This window comes from Vibrio sp. 99-70-13A1, assembly GCF_013114625.1.
Taxonomy (GTDB): domain Bacteria; phylum Pseudomonadota; class Gammaproteobacteria; order Enterobacterales; family Vibrionaceae; genus Vibrio.
Window position 1 is genome coordinate 125,466 of the sequence record NZ_VTXD01000002.1, and the last position, 18,622, is coordinate 144,087.

15 protein-coding genes are annotated in these 18,622 nt (G+C 41.9%); 9 read left to right on the forward strand and 6 right to left on the reverse strand.

What is annotated here, in order from left to right:
- Nucleotides 1–108: 108 nt before the first annotated feature.
- A complete protein-coding gene (locus F0226_RS02315) occupies nt 109–1,461 on the reverse strand; it encodes an MATE family efflux transporter (protein WP_171734106.1) in 1,353 nt (450 codons plus the stop codon).
- A gap of 100 nt (nt 1,462–1,561) precedes the next feature.
- Here F0226_RS02315 and F0226_RS02320 point away from each other — a divergent pair, with 100 nt between their 5' ends.
- Nucleotides 1,562–2,506 (forward strand): LysR family transcriptional regulator, encoded by a 945-nt coding sequence (locus F0226_RS02320; RefSeq protein WP_171734306.1) that lies wholly within the window; start codon nt 1,562–1,564, stop codon nt 2,504–2,506.
- A 148-nt stretch (nt 2,507–2,654) separates the two neighbouring features.
- On the opposite strand, the gene F0226_RS02325 is transcribed toward F0226_RS02320, so the two are convergent.
- Together F0226_RS02325 and F0226_RS02330 are read right to left on the reverse strand one after the other, a co-directional pair.
- Nucleotides 2,655–2,978, reverse strand: a complete 324-nt coding sequence (locus F0226_RS02325) for a DOPA 4,5-dioxygenase family protein (RefSeq protein ID WP_171734107.1) — start codon at nt 2,976–2,978, stop codon at nt 2,655–2,657.
- 76 nt (nt 2,979–3,054) lie between these two features.
- Nucleotides 3,055–4,848: a diguanylate cyclase gene (locus tag F0226_RS02330; RefSeq protein WP_171734108.1), complete on the reverse strand. Its 1,794-nt coding sequence runs from the start codon at nt 4,846–4,848 to the stop codon at nt 3,055–3,057.
- Nucleotides 4,849–5,254: 406 nt separating this feature from the next.
- On the opposite strand from F0226_RS02330, the gene pdhA reads away from it, so the two are divergent.
- The 3 genes from pdhA to F0226_RS02345 are packed head-to-tail and all read left to right on the forward strand — an operon-like array spanning nt 5,255 to nt 8,572.
- The gene (pdhA, locus tag F0226_RS02335) at nt 5,255–6,394 is read left to right on the forward strand and encodes a pyruvate dehydrogenase (acetyl-transferring) E1 component subunit alpha (RefSeq protein ID WP_171734109.1); all 1,140 of its coding nucleotides are present in this window, start codon (nt 5,255–5,257) and stop codon (nt 6,392–6,394) included.
- On the forward strand, nt 6,387–7,370 hold the full coding sequence (locus tag F0226_RS02340; RefSeq protein ID WP_171734110.1) for an alpha-ketoacid dehydrogenase subunit beta: 984 nt from the start codon (nt 6,387–6,389) through the stop codon (nt 7,368–7,370). Before pdhA ends, F0226_RS02340 begins: the two co-directional genes overlap by 8 nt.
- The gene (locus F0226_RS02345) at nt 7,367–8,572 is read left to right on the forward strand and encodes a dihydrolipoamide acetyltransferase family protein (RefSeq protein WP_171734111.1); all 1,206 of its coding nucleotides are present in this window, start codon (nt 7,367–7,369) and stop codon (nt 8,570–8,572) included. Before F0226_RS02340 ends, F0226_RS02345 begins: the two co-directional genes overlap by 4 nt.
- Before the next feature lie 130 nt (nt 8,573–8,702).
- Here F0226_RS02345 and F0226_RS02350 read toward each other — a convergent pair whose 3' ends face one another.
- Nucleotides 8,703–9,068: an NADH:ubiquinone oxidoreductase gene (locus F0226_RS02350; RefSeq protein WP_171734112.1), complete on the reverse strand. Its 366-nt coding sequence runs from the start codon at nt 9,066–9,068 to the stop codon at nt 8,703–8,705.
- A gap of 594 nt (nt 9,069–9,662) precedes the next feature.
- Between F0226_RS02350 and F0226_RS02355 the strand changes: the two genes are divergently transcribed.
- Complete coding sequence (locus tag F0226_RS02355; protein WP_171734113.1) at nt 9,663–10,901, forward strand: OFA family MFS transporter; 1,239 nt, start codon at nt 9,663–9,665, stop codon at nt 10,899–10,901.
- Between the two features lie 248 nt (nt 10,902–11,149).
- Here F0226_RS02355 and F0226_RS02360 read toward each other — a convergent pair whose 3' ends face one another.
- Entirely contained in the window at nt 11,150–11,506 is a 357-nt protein-coding gene (locus tag F0226_RS02360; RefSeq protein WP_171734114.1) for a VOC family protein, read from the reverse strand.
- 44 nt (nt 11,507–11,550) lie between these two features.
- The gene (gene helD, locus F0226_RS02365; protein WP_171734307.1) at nt 11,551–13,641 is read right to left on the reverse strand and encodes a DNA helicase IV; all 2,091 of its coding nucleotides are present in this window, start codon (nt 13,639–13,641) and stop codon (nt 11,551–11,553) included.
- Between the two features lie 207 nt (nt 13,642–13,848).
- Here helD and yccS point away from each other — a divergent pair, with 207 nt between their 5' ends.
- From yccS to F0226_RS02385, 4 genes are all read left to right on the forward strand, one after another.
- On the forward strand, nt 13,849–15,987 hold the full coding sequence (gene yccS / locus F0226_RS02370) for a YccS family putative transporter (RefSeq protein WP_171734308.1): 2,139 nt from the start codon (nt 13,849–13,851) through the stop codon (nt 15,985–15,987).
- Between the two features lie 270 nt (nt 15,988–16,257).
- Nucleotides 16,258–16,422, forward strand: a complete 165-nt coding sequence (locus F0226_RS02375) for a hypothetical protein (RefSeq protein WP_171734022.1) — start codon at nt 16,258–16,260, stop codon at nt 16,420–16,422.
- 271 nt (nt 16,423–16,693) lie between these two features.
- Entirely contained in the window at nt 16,694–17,014 is a 321-nt protein-coding gene (locus tag F0226_RS02380; RefSeq protein WP_137372183.1) for a hypothetical protein, read from the forward strand.
- A 223-nt stretch (nt 17,015–17,237) separates the two neighbouring features.
- Nucleotides 17,238–18,497: a hydroxymethylglutaryl-CoA reductase gene (locus F0226_RS02385; RefSeq protein ID WP_171734115.1), complete on the forward strand. Its 1,260-nt coding sequence runs from the start codon at nt 17,238–17,240 to the stop codon at nt 18,495–18,497.
- Nucleotides 18,498–18,622 lie beyond the last annotated feature (125 nt).

Below are 18,622 nucleotides of genomic sequence, written 5' to 3' on the forward strand. Positions count from 1 at the left end.
TCTAATTATTCTTACAATCATACTGTAACGTTAGCTGATACTGTAGAGCATTCTAGAAACTAGAGGGAAATTGATAAAAAGCACTGATATTAAATTCGATGTATTTCTTTACGCTTGGCATAGCCCTGCCGGATTTTCATCACGGTCAGTACGGCGAATAACGAACATTAAATTAACCAATAATAAAATTCCGGTCACGCCTAAACCAACACCAATTCCGCCCCAAATTCCAGCTAATTGATATTCAGGCATAAGATACCAAGCAGCAGGAATGCCAAACAACCAGTAACCAATTGCTGTCATTACCGTCGGCATAGAGACAATTTTCATCCCTCTTAATAGGTTAATCGCCAATAGTTGCCACGCATCGACAATGAAGCACAGCGCAACCACCCAGATTACAGAGGTTAACAAGGAAGACATACCAGCAGAGCCTTCATCTAGGTTAAACAAGCCCGCAATAAACTCTGGCCAAATAATGAAAATTGCAGACAACACTACGCTAAGTAGCGTCACTAAAATAAAGCTTTGTATAGACGTTCGTTTAATGCCTTCATAGTTTTTCGCTCCGTAGTCACGCCCAACTAATATCGCAGCGGCTTGTGAGAAGCCAAAGTTGAAGTTCCAAGTGAAGCTTAGACATTGCAGTAGGATTTGATGCAAGGCCAAAGAAGCAATACTGATCGTCCCTGCCATTAATGTTCCACCATAAATCAACCCATGTTCGAGTATGGCTGCCATTGCGATCGGTAAACCCATAAGCAAAAGCGGATTCATTAATTTGAACGAATACTCTTCGATGTTTAACCAAGGAGAAAATGATTTAAATTCATCTCTTTTAAATACCCAAATGGTGTAGCAAACCATGACTATAGAAGCGGCAATCGCCGTTCCTAAACCTAACCCCGTTAATCCCATATCGAGTTTGAATGTAAGCAAGTAGCTCACAGGAACATTAAGTACAACCGTCACCACAGACATCACTAGAATAGAGCGCACTTGCCCGAACGCACTGGTTAAGCCACGCAGCACCAACAAAATTAACGATGGAAACATCACCCACTTCAGAGCATGCACGTACTCCATCGCCAGTGTTACCACTTCAGTCGGCTGTTTCGCGACTTCAAGAACCCATGGAGCAAACCAAAAGCTTGCCATCAATAAAGCACTGAGTACAAATGACAGCATCACCGCGCCTTTCACCGCCAATCTAATTTGCTTATTACCGTGCTCAGGGCGGCTGACTCTTTGCCCATAGGCAATTGCAATTAAATTCGCCGCGCACCCTACCGTGCTGCCCGCAATAATGAAGATGAAGAAATAGATCGAGGCGCCTAACCCACCTGCAGCCAATGCAGACACACTGATTCGCGACATCATCCACACATCAGTTAATACCAATGCCATAGAAATGAGTTGTGAAATAATGAGTGGGAATGCAAGTGCGAGAATTTTTTTCATAGGAACCTCTAGGTATTTCGCACAAAGTAAGCTTTATCCTACTAGCATTCAATTGATATATCTGCCAATCTGGCATTCCAAAAACTCATGAGAAATAATGATGACCCCATATCCAAACCTCCCTTATTCGCATAATGGACTGAGAGCTTTTGAATCTGTGGCGAGGCTGATGAGTTTTACCCTTGCCGCAAATGAACTGAACGTCACTCAAAGTGCGATTAGCCGCCAGGTAAAGCAGCTTGAAGATGACCTCAGCGCATCACTAGTCGCGCGACATCACAGAACGATCACCCTAACCCTGCAAGGGCAAGAGCTTTACTTAGCGCTAAGGGAAAATTACACCTCAATTGAATCTGTGATTGCTTCATGGCAAGAGCCAAAGCAAAAGCGCATAGTCATTAAAGCGGCGTTAAGCTTTGCTACTCGTGTGATGATTAATAAGGTCCACGATCTGAATGAGCGTTACCCAGATTACGAAATCGCCATCATTCCTGTGATTGAAGAAGACGAAGCCCTTAACAGTGCTGACTATGACTTGCTCATTTTCCATACCCGTTTAAAAAAGCATTACGACAATAAGCCCAATATTTTCTTCTTACGCGATGAATTTATGGCACCGGTTTGTGCAAAAATTTTAACGGAAAGTGGCACAGATTTGAGTTCTATTTTAACAATGCCAAGGCTTCACCCCACACTGGATCATCATGATTGGAAAATGTGGCTATCCGCCGTCGAATACCCACCGCAACACGTGGTAAGAAATACCAGTTTCCACTCTTTAGATTTGGCGTTAAGTGCGTGCTTATCTGGTCAAGGAGTCACCGTGACAGATTTGCTTTTAGTTTTGCAAGAGCTTGAAAGAGAGTTTTTGTACTGCCCTAAAAATGCGAAAATTCAGCGAAGCGCTTGGACTTACTACGGGCACCAGCAGACTCATACACCAGTGATTGATGACTTAATTGAGTGGCTCAAACACGAAACTGAAAAAGAAATAGAAGTATTGAGAAGGTTGGCAAAACAATACCAATGGCTGAGCGTTAATTAAAATCTAACCATATGTGAAAGACGAGAAGGCGAGAAGAATAAGGGTCAAACAATTTACGTTATGGCAATAAAAAAGCACTGAAAAACAGCGCTTTATTTAAGGCAATCACACCAAATTTAGAACAGCCACCAAAAGCTGACTCGATGAATTAACTTGATAGCGTTTCTTCAAACACGCCCAATTCACGACCAAGCCAAATTGCTCGCTCAGTATGATCAAGTAACTCTTCACCACCAGTCACAGGGTGAATAAGAACGGACATATCACCACGCTCTGCTTCTAACCATTCAATTAAATGGTTATCGTTATTTTTGAAATGAATTTCAAACATCGGCATTTTATGGGGACCGACTAAGCGCTGAACCAGCGGAAACACTTCAATCGCATCTTTTCTTTCCTGAATCAGTTTTTGACGAAAATCTTCTGCTAACTGAGCATTACGCAAACCGAAATAAACGTGACCATGAAACATTGAGTTTTACCTTTCTAATCATTATTGACGCTAGTGTAACGACAATTCGAATCTATTGATAATCCATTAACGATCATTAAGCAGTGTACTCACCACCAACCACTTGATTCTTACCTAACGCTTTCGCTCGATAGAGAGCTTCATCGGCTTGCTTAACCAAGGATTCAAAACTTTGACCGAACCTAGGTGTCATTGTTGCGACACCAATGCTCAGCGTCACGACTTGCGCCCCTGCAACGCCTGAGTTGCTATACGGAAGCGCAGCGGAGAGTAGATTTGAACGAATGGTTTCTGCGATAACCATAGCCGCTTCATGCTGTATATTACCGAGCACAATCACAAACTCTTCACCGCCATAGCGCGCAACAATATCATTAGAAAGCGCTTGTTCATCACTCTGCTTTAGAATTTCAGCGATATGCTTTAGGCATAAATCTCCCGCTTGGTGGCCAAAGGTGTCGTTGTACCTTTTAAAATCATCTACATCCATCAGCAATAATGAGATTGGTGTATTCATCTTCAAAGCGAATTGCCACTCATCACTTAACTTAATATCAAATGTTCTGCGGTTTGAAATTCCCGTTAAACCATCTGTCGACGCTAGCCTTGTCAGCTTTTGGTTCGTACTTTCTAAGTCCATCTGAACAAGCTTTAACTTTTCTTCGGTTCTTACTCTTTCTACAATTTGGCTTTGTAAGTCAGAGTTAACTTTCAATAAACTTTCCGTACGCTCGGCGACTTTCCCTTCTAAAGACCGCTTATTTTGTTCCAGTAACTCAACCGCTTTAGAACGATTTCTTAATAAAATCGACGTCAGCGTTACAGCTAATGCTGATGTTAGGAATAAAATCCCAAAGATTGCGTTTCGAGAAATAACGAATGACTTCATCGCTTCCGAGACGTCAATTTCAGTAGCAATGCCAACACCAAGCTCTTCATACCATTTCCAGCTCCCTATCACCATTACCCCTCGATAATCCCGATACCCATTTACATTGTCGCCATCCACTTGATTTAAGGCACTTTGAACTAAATAGGTAAAAGGTTGTTGAGAAGAAGGTAGAGCAGCATTCGCTCCTTTCGTTAGGTCTGCACCTGGGTCAAGCAATCGTATGTTCAAGCTTGAGCCCTCTTTGTAATCGATCAAATTCAAAGCTAATAGTTGGTCTTCAAAGCGACTCTCGGTAAGCATGATCCCTTGATGATCAAATACGTAGGTTTCTCCGCTGTTTCCTATTCTCCCTAAGCGCATTAAACGGCTAAAACTGTTTACTGAATCAATACGAATCGCCAGCACAGCGATGATCGAATTTGCATGGTTACGAATAGGAGAAACGGCAAACATAGTTGGTGGTAAGACTTTGAAACGGCTGTCACGATACTGTAGTGGTACATCTGAAAAAATCGGCGGGACAATAAGGGTTTCCCCCGCAAGCGCCTTTTCAAATAAATCCCTTCGTTGGTGAGCAATTAAGTTGGCTTGACCTATATTGGAATCTCTCATTGAACTCATATTAATCGCGTCTGGGCTAATAATAAAAAAGCCCTGATAACCAAACGCAATAATTTCAGGGTTGAGTAAGTCTCGAATTTCCCCCTGCACGTACTCAAATTGATGTATATCTTTAGCGTCTAAAATTTGTTCGGTTAATTCAATCAAGTCAGCACGGCGAGCGATGGTTTCTGCTTTGGCACGATGGTTATTTGTCCATAAAGATAATGCTTCTTCAATCGTATGAATGACCGTATTAAGGGATTCTCCAACAGATAAACGATGCTCATTTTCAATGATCGACAATCCGCGATGGCCAATAAAGAAAACAATCGCAAAGAAAAGGGGGATTAGGAAAGGCTCTCGCAGTCTACTCATGGTCACTCCACAACCGAGGTGAAGAACCTGTATTTGAAAGACTTAATCATTCCCATGAATAATTAGAAAATCAGCAGGCAATCACCAATATTATGAAACTCAACATTACCATAACCTAGATGGATTAATGACAAAGTTCGTATAGCCTGAGCAAAATACATAAGTTTGATTACACTTAGTGTATCGGCTATATCGAGATCATTCACTGAAGAGCTTGTTTTGTGCAGCAATAATCAACAATACATTGCATGTCTCTAGTACAGCATTTTGAATAGAACCTTTACTGCTTCATTAATGCTGTCTCAAATCTATAACTTGATCATAGTGAAAAGACTCTCTCATTATAGCTATCAACCTTTCGGTGATAACGATCTTGTAAGAAGATCCTTGTCAAAAGGAGTGTGAGATGAGTGTTCAGGCATTGCCTATGTATCGATTTATTGATCACCATGGAAATCTCATTAGCCCACTGCCTCATTGGGCTAAACCTTCAACATTAATCCAGTATTACTGTGACATGCTTTTAACTCGAACCTACGATAACAAAGCCGTTGCGTTGCAACGTACAGGGAAACTAGGAACTTACCCGTCTCACTTAGGGGCAGAAGCGATTGGCATTGCGATTGGTCGAGCGATGGAACCCCAAGATGTATTTGTCCCCTACTACCGAGACATGCCAGCAATGTGGGCTCGCGGTATTTCTATGGAAAAGAATCTCCAATACTGGGGCGGAGATGAAAGAGGCAGTGATTTCAGATTGCCCGATCAGCAAGACTTACCCAACTCTGGTTATTGCCGAGACTTTCCATTCTGTGTACCCATCGCAACTCAATGCACCCATGCGGTTGGTATTGCGTCAGCCTTAAAAATTGAAGGGCTTCACAATGCCGCAGTTGTCACTTGTGGTGATGGAGCGACATCGAAAGGAGACTTTCTCGAATCCATTAATTGCGCTGGTGTTTGGAATTTACCTTTGGTTTTCGTCGTCAATAATAACCAATGGGCGATCTCCGTACCTAGATCCCTACAATGCGCTGCCGGTTTACTCTCTGAAAAAGCCAAAGGTGCCGGAATTGAAGGAGTGACGGTCGATGGTAATGACATAGTCGCAATATATGATGCAATCAGTAACGCATTAGATAAAGCCAAAAAAGGTAAAGGTCCTACCCTAATTGAAGCCATCAGTTATCGATTGAGTGACCACACCACAGCAGATGATGCGACTCGGTACCGTAGTAGTGCAGAACTCGAAGAAGCTTGGCAATTTGACCCTGTAGCCCGCATGAAAGCATACATGATCAAGCAAAAAATTTGGTCTGAGGAACAAGATAAAGACTGGCTAGATCAATGCAAAGAAAAAGTTGAAGTTGCTGTCTCCCACTATATGCAGCTCACGCAGTCGGCTCCTGAGAGTGCCTTTGATTATTTGTATGAATCGGCTGACCCCGACCTTAACAAACAACGCGATGAATTAATCAATAAAGCGATGCGAATGCAAGGTCAAGGTCAAGGTCAAGGTCAAGGTCAAGGAGATGATAATGGCTGAAATCACAATCATTGAAGCAATCAACCTCGCTTTACACTATGAAATGAACCAAGACTCGAATGTCGTAGTATTAGGAGAAGATGTAGGTGACAACGGAGGGGTATTTAGAGCGACCCTCGGGCTAAAAGATCGTTTTGGTTTAAAGCGCGTGATTGACACGCCACTTGCTGAAGCCTTAATCAGTGGTGTGGCGGTTGGTATGGCAGCCCAAGGATTAAGACCTGTGGCCGAGTTTCAATTCCAAGGATTTGTATTCCCCGCGATTGAACACATAATGTGTCATGCAGCTCGAATCAGAAATAGAACCCGAGGGCGCTTAACCTGCCCTGCGGTGTTCCGAGCGCCTTTTGGAGGCGGTATTCACGCTCCTGAACACCATTCAGAAAGTGTCGAAGCCATTTTTGCTCATACTCCAGGTCTTAAAGTTGTCATTCCATCCTCACCTCAACGTGCTTACGGGCTATTACTCGCTTCCATTCGTAGTAACGACCCCATCATGTTTTTTGAACCCAAACGTATTTATCGCACTGTGAAATCAAACGTTGTCGATAATGGAGAAGCACTCCCCCTTGATTCCTGCTTTACCCTTCGTAAAGGAAGAGATCTTACCCTAGTGACATGGGGAGCATGCGTCGTTGAGTCATTAGAGGCCGCAAGCAACCTTTCATCACAAGGTATTGAAGTAGAAGTCATCGATTTAGCCAGCATAAAACCTATCGACATGGCGACCATATTCAAATCACTCGAGAAAACGGGGCGCTTATTAGTGGTTCATGAAGCTGCAAAAACCTGCGGAGTTGGAGCGGAAATTTTAGCTCGCACAGCAGAGCACGCCATGTGTTTGCTAAAAGCACCACCGAAACGATTAACAGGGATGGATACCGTCATGCCTTATTACCGAAATGAACAGTTTTTCATGATTCAACAACAAGATATCGAACTGGCAGTTCATGAATTAGTGGAGGGGTGGAAATGAAATCTTTTACGCTACCAGATCTTGGAGAAGGTCTTGCCGAATCAGAAATCGTTGAATGGCACATTAAAGCTGGCGATGTAGTTAAAGTGGATCAGATTGTTGTGACCCTTGAAACTGCGAAAGCCATTGTTGATGTCCCCGCTCCTTACAGCGGAACAATCATTAAACGCTTTGGACTTGAAGGAGATGTCATTAATGTCGGCAGTGTTTTACTCGAAATAGAAGAAGTCACCACAGATGTCAGCAATCATGCTATTGGTCAGTTAGAAGCTGAAAGCATAAATGAATATGAATCTTGTGCTGAACAGTCAAAAGATGCGGCAACCGTGGTTGGTAAAGTTTCTCACCAAAACCATCAGGTCGACATTGATAGTTTCTGGGTTGGGGCCGCTAATACAGAACAAGACAACTCTTTAGACACAAGTCACCAAACAGCTGCTCTTCCTTCAGCAAGATTACTGGCCAAGCGCTTGGGTATAAGCATTGATTCAGTAAAAGGTAGTGGGGATAGCGGACTAATACTTGATGTAGACATATACAAAGCAGCAGATAAACAACAGCCAGGCACGGAAGTATTAAAAGGTGCTCGGAGAGCAATGGTTAAGTCGATGGCGGAATCTCATCATAATGTCGCTTCCGTAACCATTACAGAAGAAGCATTATTAAACCATTGGAAAGAAGATGAAGATATTTCGATACGCCTAATCCAAGCCGTCAGTTATGCCAGCCAACAAGAAAAAGCGATGAATGCTTGGTTCGATGCCACAACTATGACTCGCTGTGTTCACACCACCGTAAACATAGGCATAGCTGTTGACAGTTCTCATGGATTGTATGTTCCGGTTTTACGCCAAGCCAATGGCTACAATGCGCAAGATATTCGAACATGGCTAGATGGAACGGTGAAAGGAATCCGAAATAGACGAATTGGCAGAGAACAACTTCAAAATGCCACGATTACTTTATCGAACTTTGGTGCTATCGCCGGTATTTATGCCACACCAGTGGTTTCTCCGCCTCAAGTAGCAATAGTCGGTGCTGGACGCATTATCAAAAAAGTCATTATGGAGGATGGAACGCCCATTGAAGTGAAAGCGATGCCTTTATCCGTCACCTTTGATCACAGAGCATGCACAGGTGGAGAAGCGGCACGTTTCGTTAAATGCCTTGTGAAACATCTTCAACAAAGTTGCGGTGACTGAATTCGCGAGGCATTGGAGTGCAACTGGATAAACTTACCTACATTAAAAAACCCAAGAGCGATAAACACTCTTGGGTTTAAATTTATATTAAATCTGTATCACTCAACTCATATATGCGCAGCTTAGGAAATTATGCAGCTGCCTTTTTTTGAAAAGCTTTTTTTATACCAGTAAGCTTTTCTCTATATGCAAACCACATATAGGTTGCGACGATAGAAAAGAATAAATATGAGAGAGAGAAAATAAATGGTGATGAGATGGCGTCATTTGAAATACCCCAAGACACGCCCACTACTGTTACTGCAATTTTAGCAAAGAATCCACATAGCAATAATACTAGCGCTAATTGAGGGAAGCGCGTGCTGCGAAATGCTAACCAATAGCAACTACCTACGGCTAACGACGCTACATAAAAACCAAATAGAAACGAATGAATGTGATCAGCCGCTGCTACACCGCCAGAAATAGACATCAATAGAATTAAAAACAATTTCATAATTTTCGCCTCGTAATCAACTAGAAATGCATCCTTTCAAATTTGCAATCTCATATTGCACGCTATTTTCCTTATTTTTGAAGACAAAACAAGCCCATCAAACGTACAAAATGTATACAAAGATTACGAGGCAAACCAACCTTAACATTCAGTTAACAAGTTGAATTTCCAAAGGTACTGATACGACAAGCGCCTAGAGCTTCCCACCTCATCTTGATTCACTTTGTTACAAAAATTTAACTCTGGAAATAATTTAAAATAAATTTTGACACTGTGATCTCCATATAACGAGTAAGGTTTAAATTTTTAATAATGATACCCAGAGCAGGAAAAATAAGGATATCCGCTGAAAACATGAACAAGAAAAACCTACGTAAAACATAAAAAAAACCTCATCCAAACATTAATTTAACATTTAAAATTTTATTTAGATTAAATAGGAAAAAGAGATTCCAATCACATTTATATTGGTTATAATCCGCGCTCTTTTGCGGTATTCGTTGAAAAACGCAAACTAATTTTGATAAAACCACCACAATAACCCGTCTTTATTTGAATGTTGAACATTCAACAAAGACAAAACTGAGAATAAAAATGAGCAAGATTGATAAAGCAATGCGCATCCTGCTAGCAGGTTTCTGTATCAACCTTTGTCTTGGCATCCTGTATGCTTGGAGTGTATTTAACAAAGCGTTAGTAACCGATTTCGGTTGGAGTGCTGCTGAGGCTTCTTCTCCTTATGCTATCGCAACTATCACTTTCTCTATTTGTCTTCTTGTTGCAGGCATCCTACAAGACCGTATGGGACCACGTAAGATCCTTATCTTAGGTACTGTTTTAACAGGTCTAGGCATGATCGCATCTGGCTTTGCTACTTCACCTCTAATGCTCAACATCACGTTTGGTATGATTACTGGTGCGGGTATCGGTTTTGGCTATGCTTGTTTATCCCCTTCTGCAATGAAGTGGTTCCACCCTTCTAAGAAAGGCATGGTAAACGGTCTTATCGCTGCAGGTTTTGGTTTAGCGGCTATTTACCTAGCACCACTAACTTCTATGCTAATCACTGAAATGGGTATCAACACTGCATTTATGATTCTTGGTGTTGGTGTTCTGGTTATTGCAGTACCTCTAGCATGTACTATCAACAACCCGCCTTCTGAATACGTTCCAGCAGAACCAAAAGTAAAGGCAGGTCAAGCTCCAGTTGCTGTTAAGAAATCAACAGACATTAGCTGGAAAGCAATGCTTAAAACGCCTCAGTTTTACTCTCTATGGGTTATGTACGCATTTGCCGCTTCTGTTGGTCTAATGGTGATTGGTAACATCACGAACATCGCAAGTGTTCAAGCAAACCTACCAAACGCAGTTTACCTAGCGTCAATCTTAGCTATCTTCAATTCTGGTGGTCGTGTTGGTGCAGGTATCCTTTCAGATAAGATTGGTGGCGTACGTACTCTGCTTCTTGCATTTATCCTGCAAGGCGCAAACATGGTGTTGTTCGCAACATTCAACACAGAAATCACGTTAATCATCGGTACTGCAATTGCTGCTGTTGGTTACGGTACTCTTTTAGCAGTATTCCCATCACTAACTGCTGAGTTCTACGGTCTGAAAAACTACGGTACAAACTACGGCGTTCTATACACGTCATGGGGTATTGGTGGTGCTATCGGTGCAGCTGTTGTTGGTTTCTCTATGACAAATGGCGGCGGTTACGGCTTAGCGTACACAGTTTCAGCAGTAATGATGGGCGTTTGTATTGTTCTAGCATTGGTGACTAAACCAATCACTGAAACGAAAGCTGCAGAACTTAAAGCAGCTCACGCATAAGCGATTTAAGTTATAGGCTACTGGCGCTATAAGCTACGATTGATGTACTAGTGAGTTGTTGTTTGATGACCCGCACTTGTTAATGAGCAGTTATTGTTTATAACGAACCACTAGACATAACTAATTAAAAAAAGAGCCGACCTCAATGGTCGGCTCTTTTTTATGTTTAATAAATGGAAAGGAAATAAGGCTAAGGTTTCTGTTAAAGTTTGAAGCTGAAAAATTGAAGCCAAGGCTTTAAAACAGCGCTACTTATCACTCCACACTGCCATTTCATTACCGCTGGGTTCTTTGAAATGAAAGCGTCGCCCACCAGGGAATGGGAAAATATCTTTATTGATGATGCCACCAGCGTTTAGAACCGCTTGCTCAGTCGATTCTAAATCTGAACTATAGAAGACCATTAACGCCCCTCCAGCACTTTGATTGCACTCCAAATCAGCCTTATAGAAACCACCCATTAAGCCTTTTGCAGTGAAAGCCGAATACTCATCACCATAGTCTTCAAACGTCCAATCAAAAACCGTTTCAAAAAAAACTTTTGATTGAAGGATATTTCGAGCAGCGAATTCTATGTAATTGATCGAACCATGTTCAAATGTCATTTGTCATCCTTCTCAAACTTATATTCTTTCCATTTATGAAAGCACTACTTCTTACGAATGATCGGGTAATCTTCCCCATGTAGCTCTTGTACAAAACCAGAACCATCGCCATTATGTGCAATCCAAACCTTCTCTTTTGCACGAGTCATCGCAACATAAAATAACCTTCTTTCCTCTGCATATGGGAAGGTATCAGATGACTCCGTTAACGCACCGTCTATGTGAAGTTGTTTTTTCTTCGTCGGAAATTGCCCTTCATCGACTGCCAATATAATCACAAAATCCGCTTCTTTACCTTTACTGCCATGACAAGTCATAAAAGTAAGGTTAAGCCCTGTATAGATTTTTTTCCAATCTTCTAATAACTCAGGTTTATGGTAGTGATTGCGTCCTAGTAGCAGTACCGATTTTTGTGCTTTATTTTTTGCCTGCGTATGTAAATTATCGAGTGTTTTTTCAACATCTTTACTCGGAATGGTATAAACAGATTTCTGTTTTTGTTGTTTAAAGCTATTAAGTTCTTTAGAAATCTGAGCAGGGTTTTGCTGAATAAATCGATTCGCCACTTCGCCTAATTGATTATTAAATCGGTAGGTAGTATCTAAGTGGTGAACGGTAGAGCTTTCAAACCGATCTTTAAAGCCAGTCGTTAAATCAACATCAGCACCTGCAAACTGATAAATAGACTGCCAATCATCTCCCACTGCAAAAATAGATGCTTGATGAGCTTTTTTTGTTTGAGCACACTTTGTTTGTTTATATAGCGCTTCAACAAGCGCAAGTCGATCGGGCGAAATATCTTGATATTCATCGATCATAATAAACTTCCAATTAGGGACAAAGCGCCCTTTCGTTACATACTGTGTCGCACGGCTTATCATTGTGGGGAAGTCGATGTGATTTTGCTCTTTAAGCATTTTTTGCCAAGCGGTAATGCATGGCCAGCAAAGATTTAGCTCACTATTAAGGCGAGTGTAATCTGCGTGATCAATCAACTCTTGTTGGATCTGTTTTTTAGTCAAACCTGAAGCATTCAATTGATCAAGTTGATTTTCTAACCAGTTGATCAGTTTAGGATTAGACGCATGACTACCGAGTTCATCATCACCTGTCAGGTAAGCAATCGGCCACTTAGATAAGTGTTTTTGCCAGCGCTTAAAGTTTGTTGGCGTCATCCAATGCTTTTTAAGCCAATCAATACACCAAGCTTGACGCTGATTATTATCTAAAGCTAAAGGAGAAATAACGACTGGTGCACTTTCGACATGATTCAGTATTTTCAATCCAAGCTGATGGAACGTATTCACTTGAACTTGTTCTGCTGACATACCTATTTTGCTGTCTAACCTTTGCTTCATTTCTTCAGCCGCTTCTCGGCCAAATGCTAATAGCAGCATTTCTTCAGCCTGAGCTTGATGACTTTGCAATAAATAGGCGACTCGCGCAGTCAGCACACTGGTTTTTCCCGAGCCAGCTCCGGCAAGAATAAGGTTATGATCGTCATTCATTAAAACTGCATATTGCTGCGATAAATTCAGAGGAGAAGATTCGCACTGAGCAAATAAGACTTCCCAATTAGCTCTTTCCGTATCTAGCCACTTCTGATTTCGATCTAATTGCATATTTTCAGTATCAGTAAGCCAAGGTAGCAGGCGAGAAACCCGCTTAGGCATACGCTGACTGGCTTCTTCTAATGTCATCGTCATGGTATCTAGCTGAGTGGTGACTAAATCGACCCAACTGTTCACTTTAGAATGAGAAAGAAAGGCAGGTAGCTGCTCTAAATGAGTCAATGCCGCTTCCCATTCAGGTAGATTCGTGATCAATTGCTCACACTGTGTATCATGCCAATGTTGGTACGATGAAATGGCGGTTCGAGCGAATTTCCGGCACATATCCCAAGGTAACCCTTGAACCAACCAGCTCTGCTGCTTTCCATCGATTTCATGAGCAAAAAACTGCAACGATCCCCAAAATAACCCACGACGTAATGCTACTTTTCCATTCCAAACGGTAAAAGGAATACGCTCTTCACTGCCAATAGATGACAGTAATAGACGTTGTCCGTCGAGCTCCACTTGGTGATATTCATTTTGGATGAAAAACTGGGCAGTCTTATTCGCGCGAAGTTGTATTGAAGCGTACTGCATTGGGAAGTGCTCTTAAAATTCTGAATGAGTGTTTTATATCATGATGCTCTTGGAAATAATAATACTCGACTCCTTATCGATGAAATCATGACCATCTGATAACAAAACTGTACATGTATCAAATCCTAACGGTTGATTTCTGCTAGGATTGTGTTTTCCCTATATCAATGAATTGCCGTGAAATTACCCGCTATGCTGCGCCTCTATTGGGCAAACAAAACCATTAATTACAGCGTTCTTATTCTCATTACTCTTTTAGGTGTGGTGATCCCTGCATGGTATTTTGAACAAAACACACTGATTACTCCGTTAATCTTAGGTGTGATTGCAGCAGCCTTAGCGGAAAGTGACGACAGTTTCACCGGGCGCTTAAAAGCACTTACCCTCACTTTTATTTGTTTCGCGATTGCCGCATTTTCAATTGAGCTACTCTTCAATACCCCCTTATTTTTCGCATTAGGGTTATTTGTTTCTACCTTCTCTTTCATCATGCTTGGGGCGATAGGCCCCAAATATGCAAGTATCGCGTTCGGGTCTCTACTCGTGGCAATTTACGCAATGTTAGGCGCCCACGAGAGTACCAATTTATGGTTCCAGCCGTTACTGCTACTTTCAGGTGCAGCTTGGTACTATTTCATGTCGATGGTTTGGCAAATAATATGGCCGATGCAGCCTGTGCAGCAAAATTTAGCGACAGTCTTCGACCAAATTGGCACTTACATGCAGTCCAAGGCGGAGCTATTTTATCCTGTCGCCAATTTAACACCTCAGCCCCATCGAATTATTGAAGCCAGACACAACGCCAGTACGGTTAATGCACTGAATACCTGCAAAGCAACACTGCTGAACCGATCTAAACGAGGCCATGTCGACGGACCCAGTGACCGTTTTCTCAATACCTATTTTATTGCCCAAGACATCCATGAAAGAGTCAGTTCTAGCCATTACCTATACCAAGAATTGGCCAAGCACTTTGAACGCTCTGATGTGCTTTTTCGGTTCAAATACCTGTTAGAAACTCAAGCTCGAGCTTGTCGTGAAGTGGCGGCGTCTTTAAAAGTTGGCAACGAATACCAGCACGGTGACAAGTCAATCTTAGCGCTTGATGAACTGCAATCCTCACTGGCTCATCTTAAAGAGCAAAACAACCCAGAATGGAAGATACTATTAAGCCAACTTGGCTATTTATTTAATAATTTGGCGACCGTTGAAAAGCAGCTATCGAACATCAACAACCCTGATGCGGAGAAATTAGAAGAAGGGACTTTAGACGACACCAATCCCCACACATTGAAAGCCATGTGGCATAAAATAAAAGCGAATCTTAACAAAGATTCAATGCTTTTCAGGCATGCCATCAGAATGTCATTAGCACTGACCTTAGGCTATGGGATCATTCAAGGTTTTGAGATTGAACGTGGCTACTGGATTTTATTAACCACCTTATTTGTTTGCCAACCGAACTACAGTGCGACGCGACAAAAGCTTACGGCTCGTGTCATTGGGACCTTAGCTGGATTGCTAATTGGAGTCCCATTACTGACCTTCTTCCCCTCACAAGAAAGCCAACTTGTTTTCATTGTTATCAGTGGTGTGATGTTCTTTTCTTTCCGCATCAATAACTACGGATTTGCGACAGGATTTATCACCTTACTCGTCTTGTTCTGCTTCAACCAGCTAGGAGAAGGCTACGCCGTTGTACTACCAAGGCTTGCTGATACATTGGTTGGCTGCGCACTTGCAGTTTTAGCTGTAATGTTTGTATTACCAGACTGGCAATCGAGGCGCTTGCACAAAGTAATGGCTGACGCATTGGATTCTAATAAAGAGTATCTGGGGCAGATCATTGGTCAGTATCGTGTCGGTAAAAAAGATAATCTGAACTATAGGATTGCTCGCAGGGGCGCTCATAACTGCGATGCTAATTTAACGTCTGCCATCAGTAGTATGTTGGTCGAACCAGGAAAGTACCGAATGGCTGCTGATGAGAGCTTTCGTTTTTTAACGCTTAACCATGCCTTGCTCAGTTATATTTCAGCGCTTGGCGCACACAGAACTCGTATTGACGATGAAGCGACTCATAAACTTGTGCTTGATGCTCACCGTGTTATTCACCTTCACCTCAATGCATTACACAAGCAACTTAATGAACATTGTGAAGAATGCGAAGTAAGTAATACATTCGATCCAGGGTTAGACAAACGACTCAATGAGTGGCGGGAAGAAGACGAAAGTGACGTTCGCATGGTACTCCAGCAGCTGCATCTCATTTATCGAATGCTGCCTGAATTACACTCCCTCGCGACCAAGTTTGCTGTTCGAGTCAAGTAATCCACTCATTTACATCAGCTTCACTTATGTACTATTGCCAATATAACTAATACCAATACAACTAAGTGAAGCTGCAACTCTTCTTGTATGCAAAAGTAGCCATCTAAGCTCCCTATCCGGATTGACCTACTCTTAACCTAGCTTGACAATTCTCGGACAAAAAACAACCACCTAAATCTATAGTTGTATACAAAACAAGGCGAAAGTTTATTCACCAAATTTTCACTGACTCAACTTGGTACTTCTCACGAGAATTAAAACGTAAGGCTTATGATGAATACACAACAATTTGAAAACTTTAAACAGCAAATACAGCTACTCACACCGCAACAACTAAGAATGCTACAAGGTGAGATTCATGGCTCAATTGATGAGCCAAAGAAAGACCTACTCACAGATGAAGAACGCAATGTCATTGCGACTCTATTTAATTAAGCTAAGACTCAAACATAGACATCCACTAAGCATTAAGCATTAAGCATTAAGCATTAAGCAAGATTATAAAAATACGATACGCAATGAAGCCATAGCAGTGGCTCTCACCTCAGAAAACCATATTTACTCAAGCTACCTCATGAAAAGCATGGGCTCATAAGCGAAAATATGGGTCTCACCAACAAATATAAGCAATAGATATACGATCTTTCTTGCGTACATTTATTCACCAAACTAAAATTACTAGGCACATCTATTTTCTAGGGTATATATGTCGATTTCAGGTATTCAATCTGGCTATCAAATGATTCAGCAATCTTCACAGATGGCTGAAGAAGCCGCGGTTGAAATAAACCAAGCATCTCAACGTGAAGCCCAACTCAATAACCCGCAACAAAATGACTTAGCTTTTAATCAAGTTGAAGCACCGCAACCCAACCAAGTAACTGAAGCCAAACCATCGGAACCCATTCCTTCGCACGCGGATGCTATGATGAAACTTACCCAGAGTTCTAACTACAACAGAATTGGAGCAAGTGTCGTTGAGCGAAACAATGAAATGATCGGCAGCTTACTCGACATTCATATTTAGAATGCACCTATAACATCCATTCACCACTTTATTCACCCATATCCTATATTCATAAAATACGAACCCTACAATGCATAGGTTCTATAAATGATCATCTTTAAAATTGCCGATATTAAGCTTAAATAGCAGCTTATCTTCAACAAACTGTAACTCATTATATCCAAGCCTTGTTTCTGAGATTTTACTCGGTAAAATCAGCGAAAATTATTGACCTTGTACCACTATGCCAAAACTCAATCTTCATCGCCGCGACTATGTCTCCATCTTAGGAGGCGATATCTCTGCAGAAGAGTTAGCAAAAAAGCTTGAACCTCACTTTGAGAAACCAACAAACAAACTGACACCAAGCCCATACCTAACAGAAAAGAACCTCGAACGTCGTTGGGATGCTTTAAGCAATGCCCAAGCACAAGCACAACTTCTCGATAGCCATACTCAAAAGCAATATCAGGCTTATGAGAAGAACATTGAGCACTTTATTGGTACCGTCAAAGTACCTGTTGGTGTTGCGGGGCCGCTAAGAGTGAATGGTTTATTTGCTGAAGGGGATTACCTAGTGCCACTGGCTACTACTGAAGCAGCCTTAGTTGCTTCGTACAACCGCGGTTCAAAGCTTTTAACCGCATGTGGTGGAGCAAGCGCAATGCTGCTTAACGAAGGGGTAACTCGAACACCAGGTTTCGCATTTAAAGGGCTAGTGGAAGCAGGTCAATTCGTAGCTTGGGCTGTTACTCAATATCAAACGTTCAAAGACATTGCAGAAGCAACCACTTCGCATGGCAAACTCACAGACATTAATATCAATATTGAAGGCAACCACGTTTATTTGGTTTTTGAGTTTTTGACAGGTGATGCCTCAGGTCAAAATATGGTGACGATTGCGACTAATGCCGTATTTGAGTTCATTATTGAAAACACCCCTGTTGCACCTGACCATGCGTTTTTAGATGGTAATTTGTCTGGTGATAAGAAAGCTAATACACAAACTTTACGCAGCGTTCGCGGTAAAAAAGTGACCGCTGAGGTGAATATTTCAGCCGAGCTGGTTCAAAAACATTTGCATACAACGCCTAAAAAGATGGTTCAATTTGGTCAAATGACCACGGTAGGCGGAGCATTAAGTGGCACTATTGGCATTAATGCACACTATGCCAATGCCTTAGCTGCTCTATATATCGCTTGTGGTCAAGATGCCGCTTGTGTTGCTGAGTCAGCCATTGGAATGACTCGTATGGAACTGAACAATGAAGGTGGTTTATACGCGAGTGTGACTTTACCTAATCTAATGCTAGGAACCGTCGGTGGCGGTACTGCTCTGCCTAGTCAAAAAGCCTGCTTAGACTTAATGGGATTACATGGTAACGGTAAATCACAAGCCTTAGCTGAAGTATGCGCGGCATTGTGTTTAGCTGGGGAACTTTCTATTGTCGGCGCTTTCTGTGCGGGGCATTTCTCAAGAGCTCACCATAAACTCGCGCGCTAGTTACCTGAGTAACCAAATAACTAAGTAACTAAGTAACTAAGTAGCTAAGTAGCTAAGTAGCTAAGTAAGCCTATCCACCCTAAGACAAAGCTCTATCAATGGGTGTCCATAGTCGTGGGTAGGCA

What these genes read in the sequence shown, in the direction of transcription:
- F0226_RS02315 (WP_171734106.1), bottom strand. Translation starts at nt 1,461, where the DNA reads ATGAAAAAAATTCTCGCACTTGCATTCCCACTCATTATTTCACAACTC.
- F0226_RS02320 (WP_171734306.1), top strand. Translation starts at nt 1,562, where the DNA reads ATGACCCCATATCCAAACCTCCCTTATTCGCATAATGGACTGAGAGCT.
- F0226_RS02325 (WP_171734107.1), bottom strand. Translation starts at nt 2,978, where the DNA reads ATGTTTCATGGTCACGTTTATTTCGGTTTGCGTAATGCTCAGTTAGCA.
- F0226_RS02330 (WP_171734108.1), bottom strand. Translation starts at nt 4,848, where the DNA reads ATGAGTAGACTGCGAGAGCCTTTCCTAATCCCCCTTTTCTTTGCGATT.
- pdhA (WP_171734109.1), top strand. Translation starts at nt 5,255, where the DNA reads ATGAGTGTTCAGGCATTGCCTATGTATCGATTTATTGATCACCATGGA.
- F0226_RS02340 (WP_171734110.1), top strand. Translation starts at nt 6,387, where the DNA reads ATGGCTGAAATCACAATCATTGAAGCAATCAACCTCGCTTTACACTAT.
- F0226_RS02345 (WP_171734111.1), top strand. Translation starts at nt 7,367, where the DNA reads ATGAAATCTTTTACGCTACCAGATCTTGGAGAAGGTCTTGCCGAATCA.
- F0226_RS02350 (WP_171734112.1), bottom strand. Translation starts at nt 9,068, where the DNA reads ATGAAATTGTTTTTAATTCTATTGATGTCTATTTCTGGCGGTGTAGCA.
- F0226_RS02355 (WP_171734113.1), top strand. Translation starts at nt 9,663, where the DNA reads ATGAGCAAGATTGATAAAGCAATGCGCATCCTGCTAGCAGGTTTCTGT.
- F0226_RS02360 (WP_171734114.1), bottom strand. Translation starts at nt 11,506, where the DNA reads ATGACATTTGAACATGGTTCGATCAATTACATAGAATTCGCTGCTCGA.
- yccS (WP_171734308.1), top strand. Translation starts at nt 13,849, where the DNA reads ATGCTGCGCCTCTATTGGGCAAACAAAACCATTAATTACAGCGTTCTT.
- F0226_RS02375 (WP_171734022.1), top strand. Translation starts at nt 16,258, where the DNA reads ATGATGAATACACAACAATTTGAAAACTTTAAACAGCAAATACAGCTA.
- F0226_RS02380 (WP_137372183.1), top strand. Translation starts at nt 16,694, where the DNA reads ATGTCGATTTCAGGTATTCAATCTGGCTATCAAATGATTCAGCAATCT.
- F0226_RS02385 (WP_171734115.1), top strand. Translation starts at nt 17,238, where the DNA reads ATGCCAAAACTCAATCTTCATCGCCGCGACTATGTCTCCATCTTAGGA.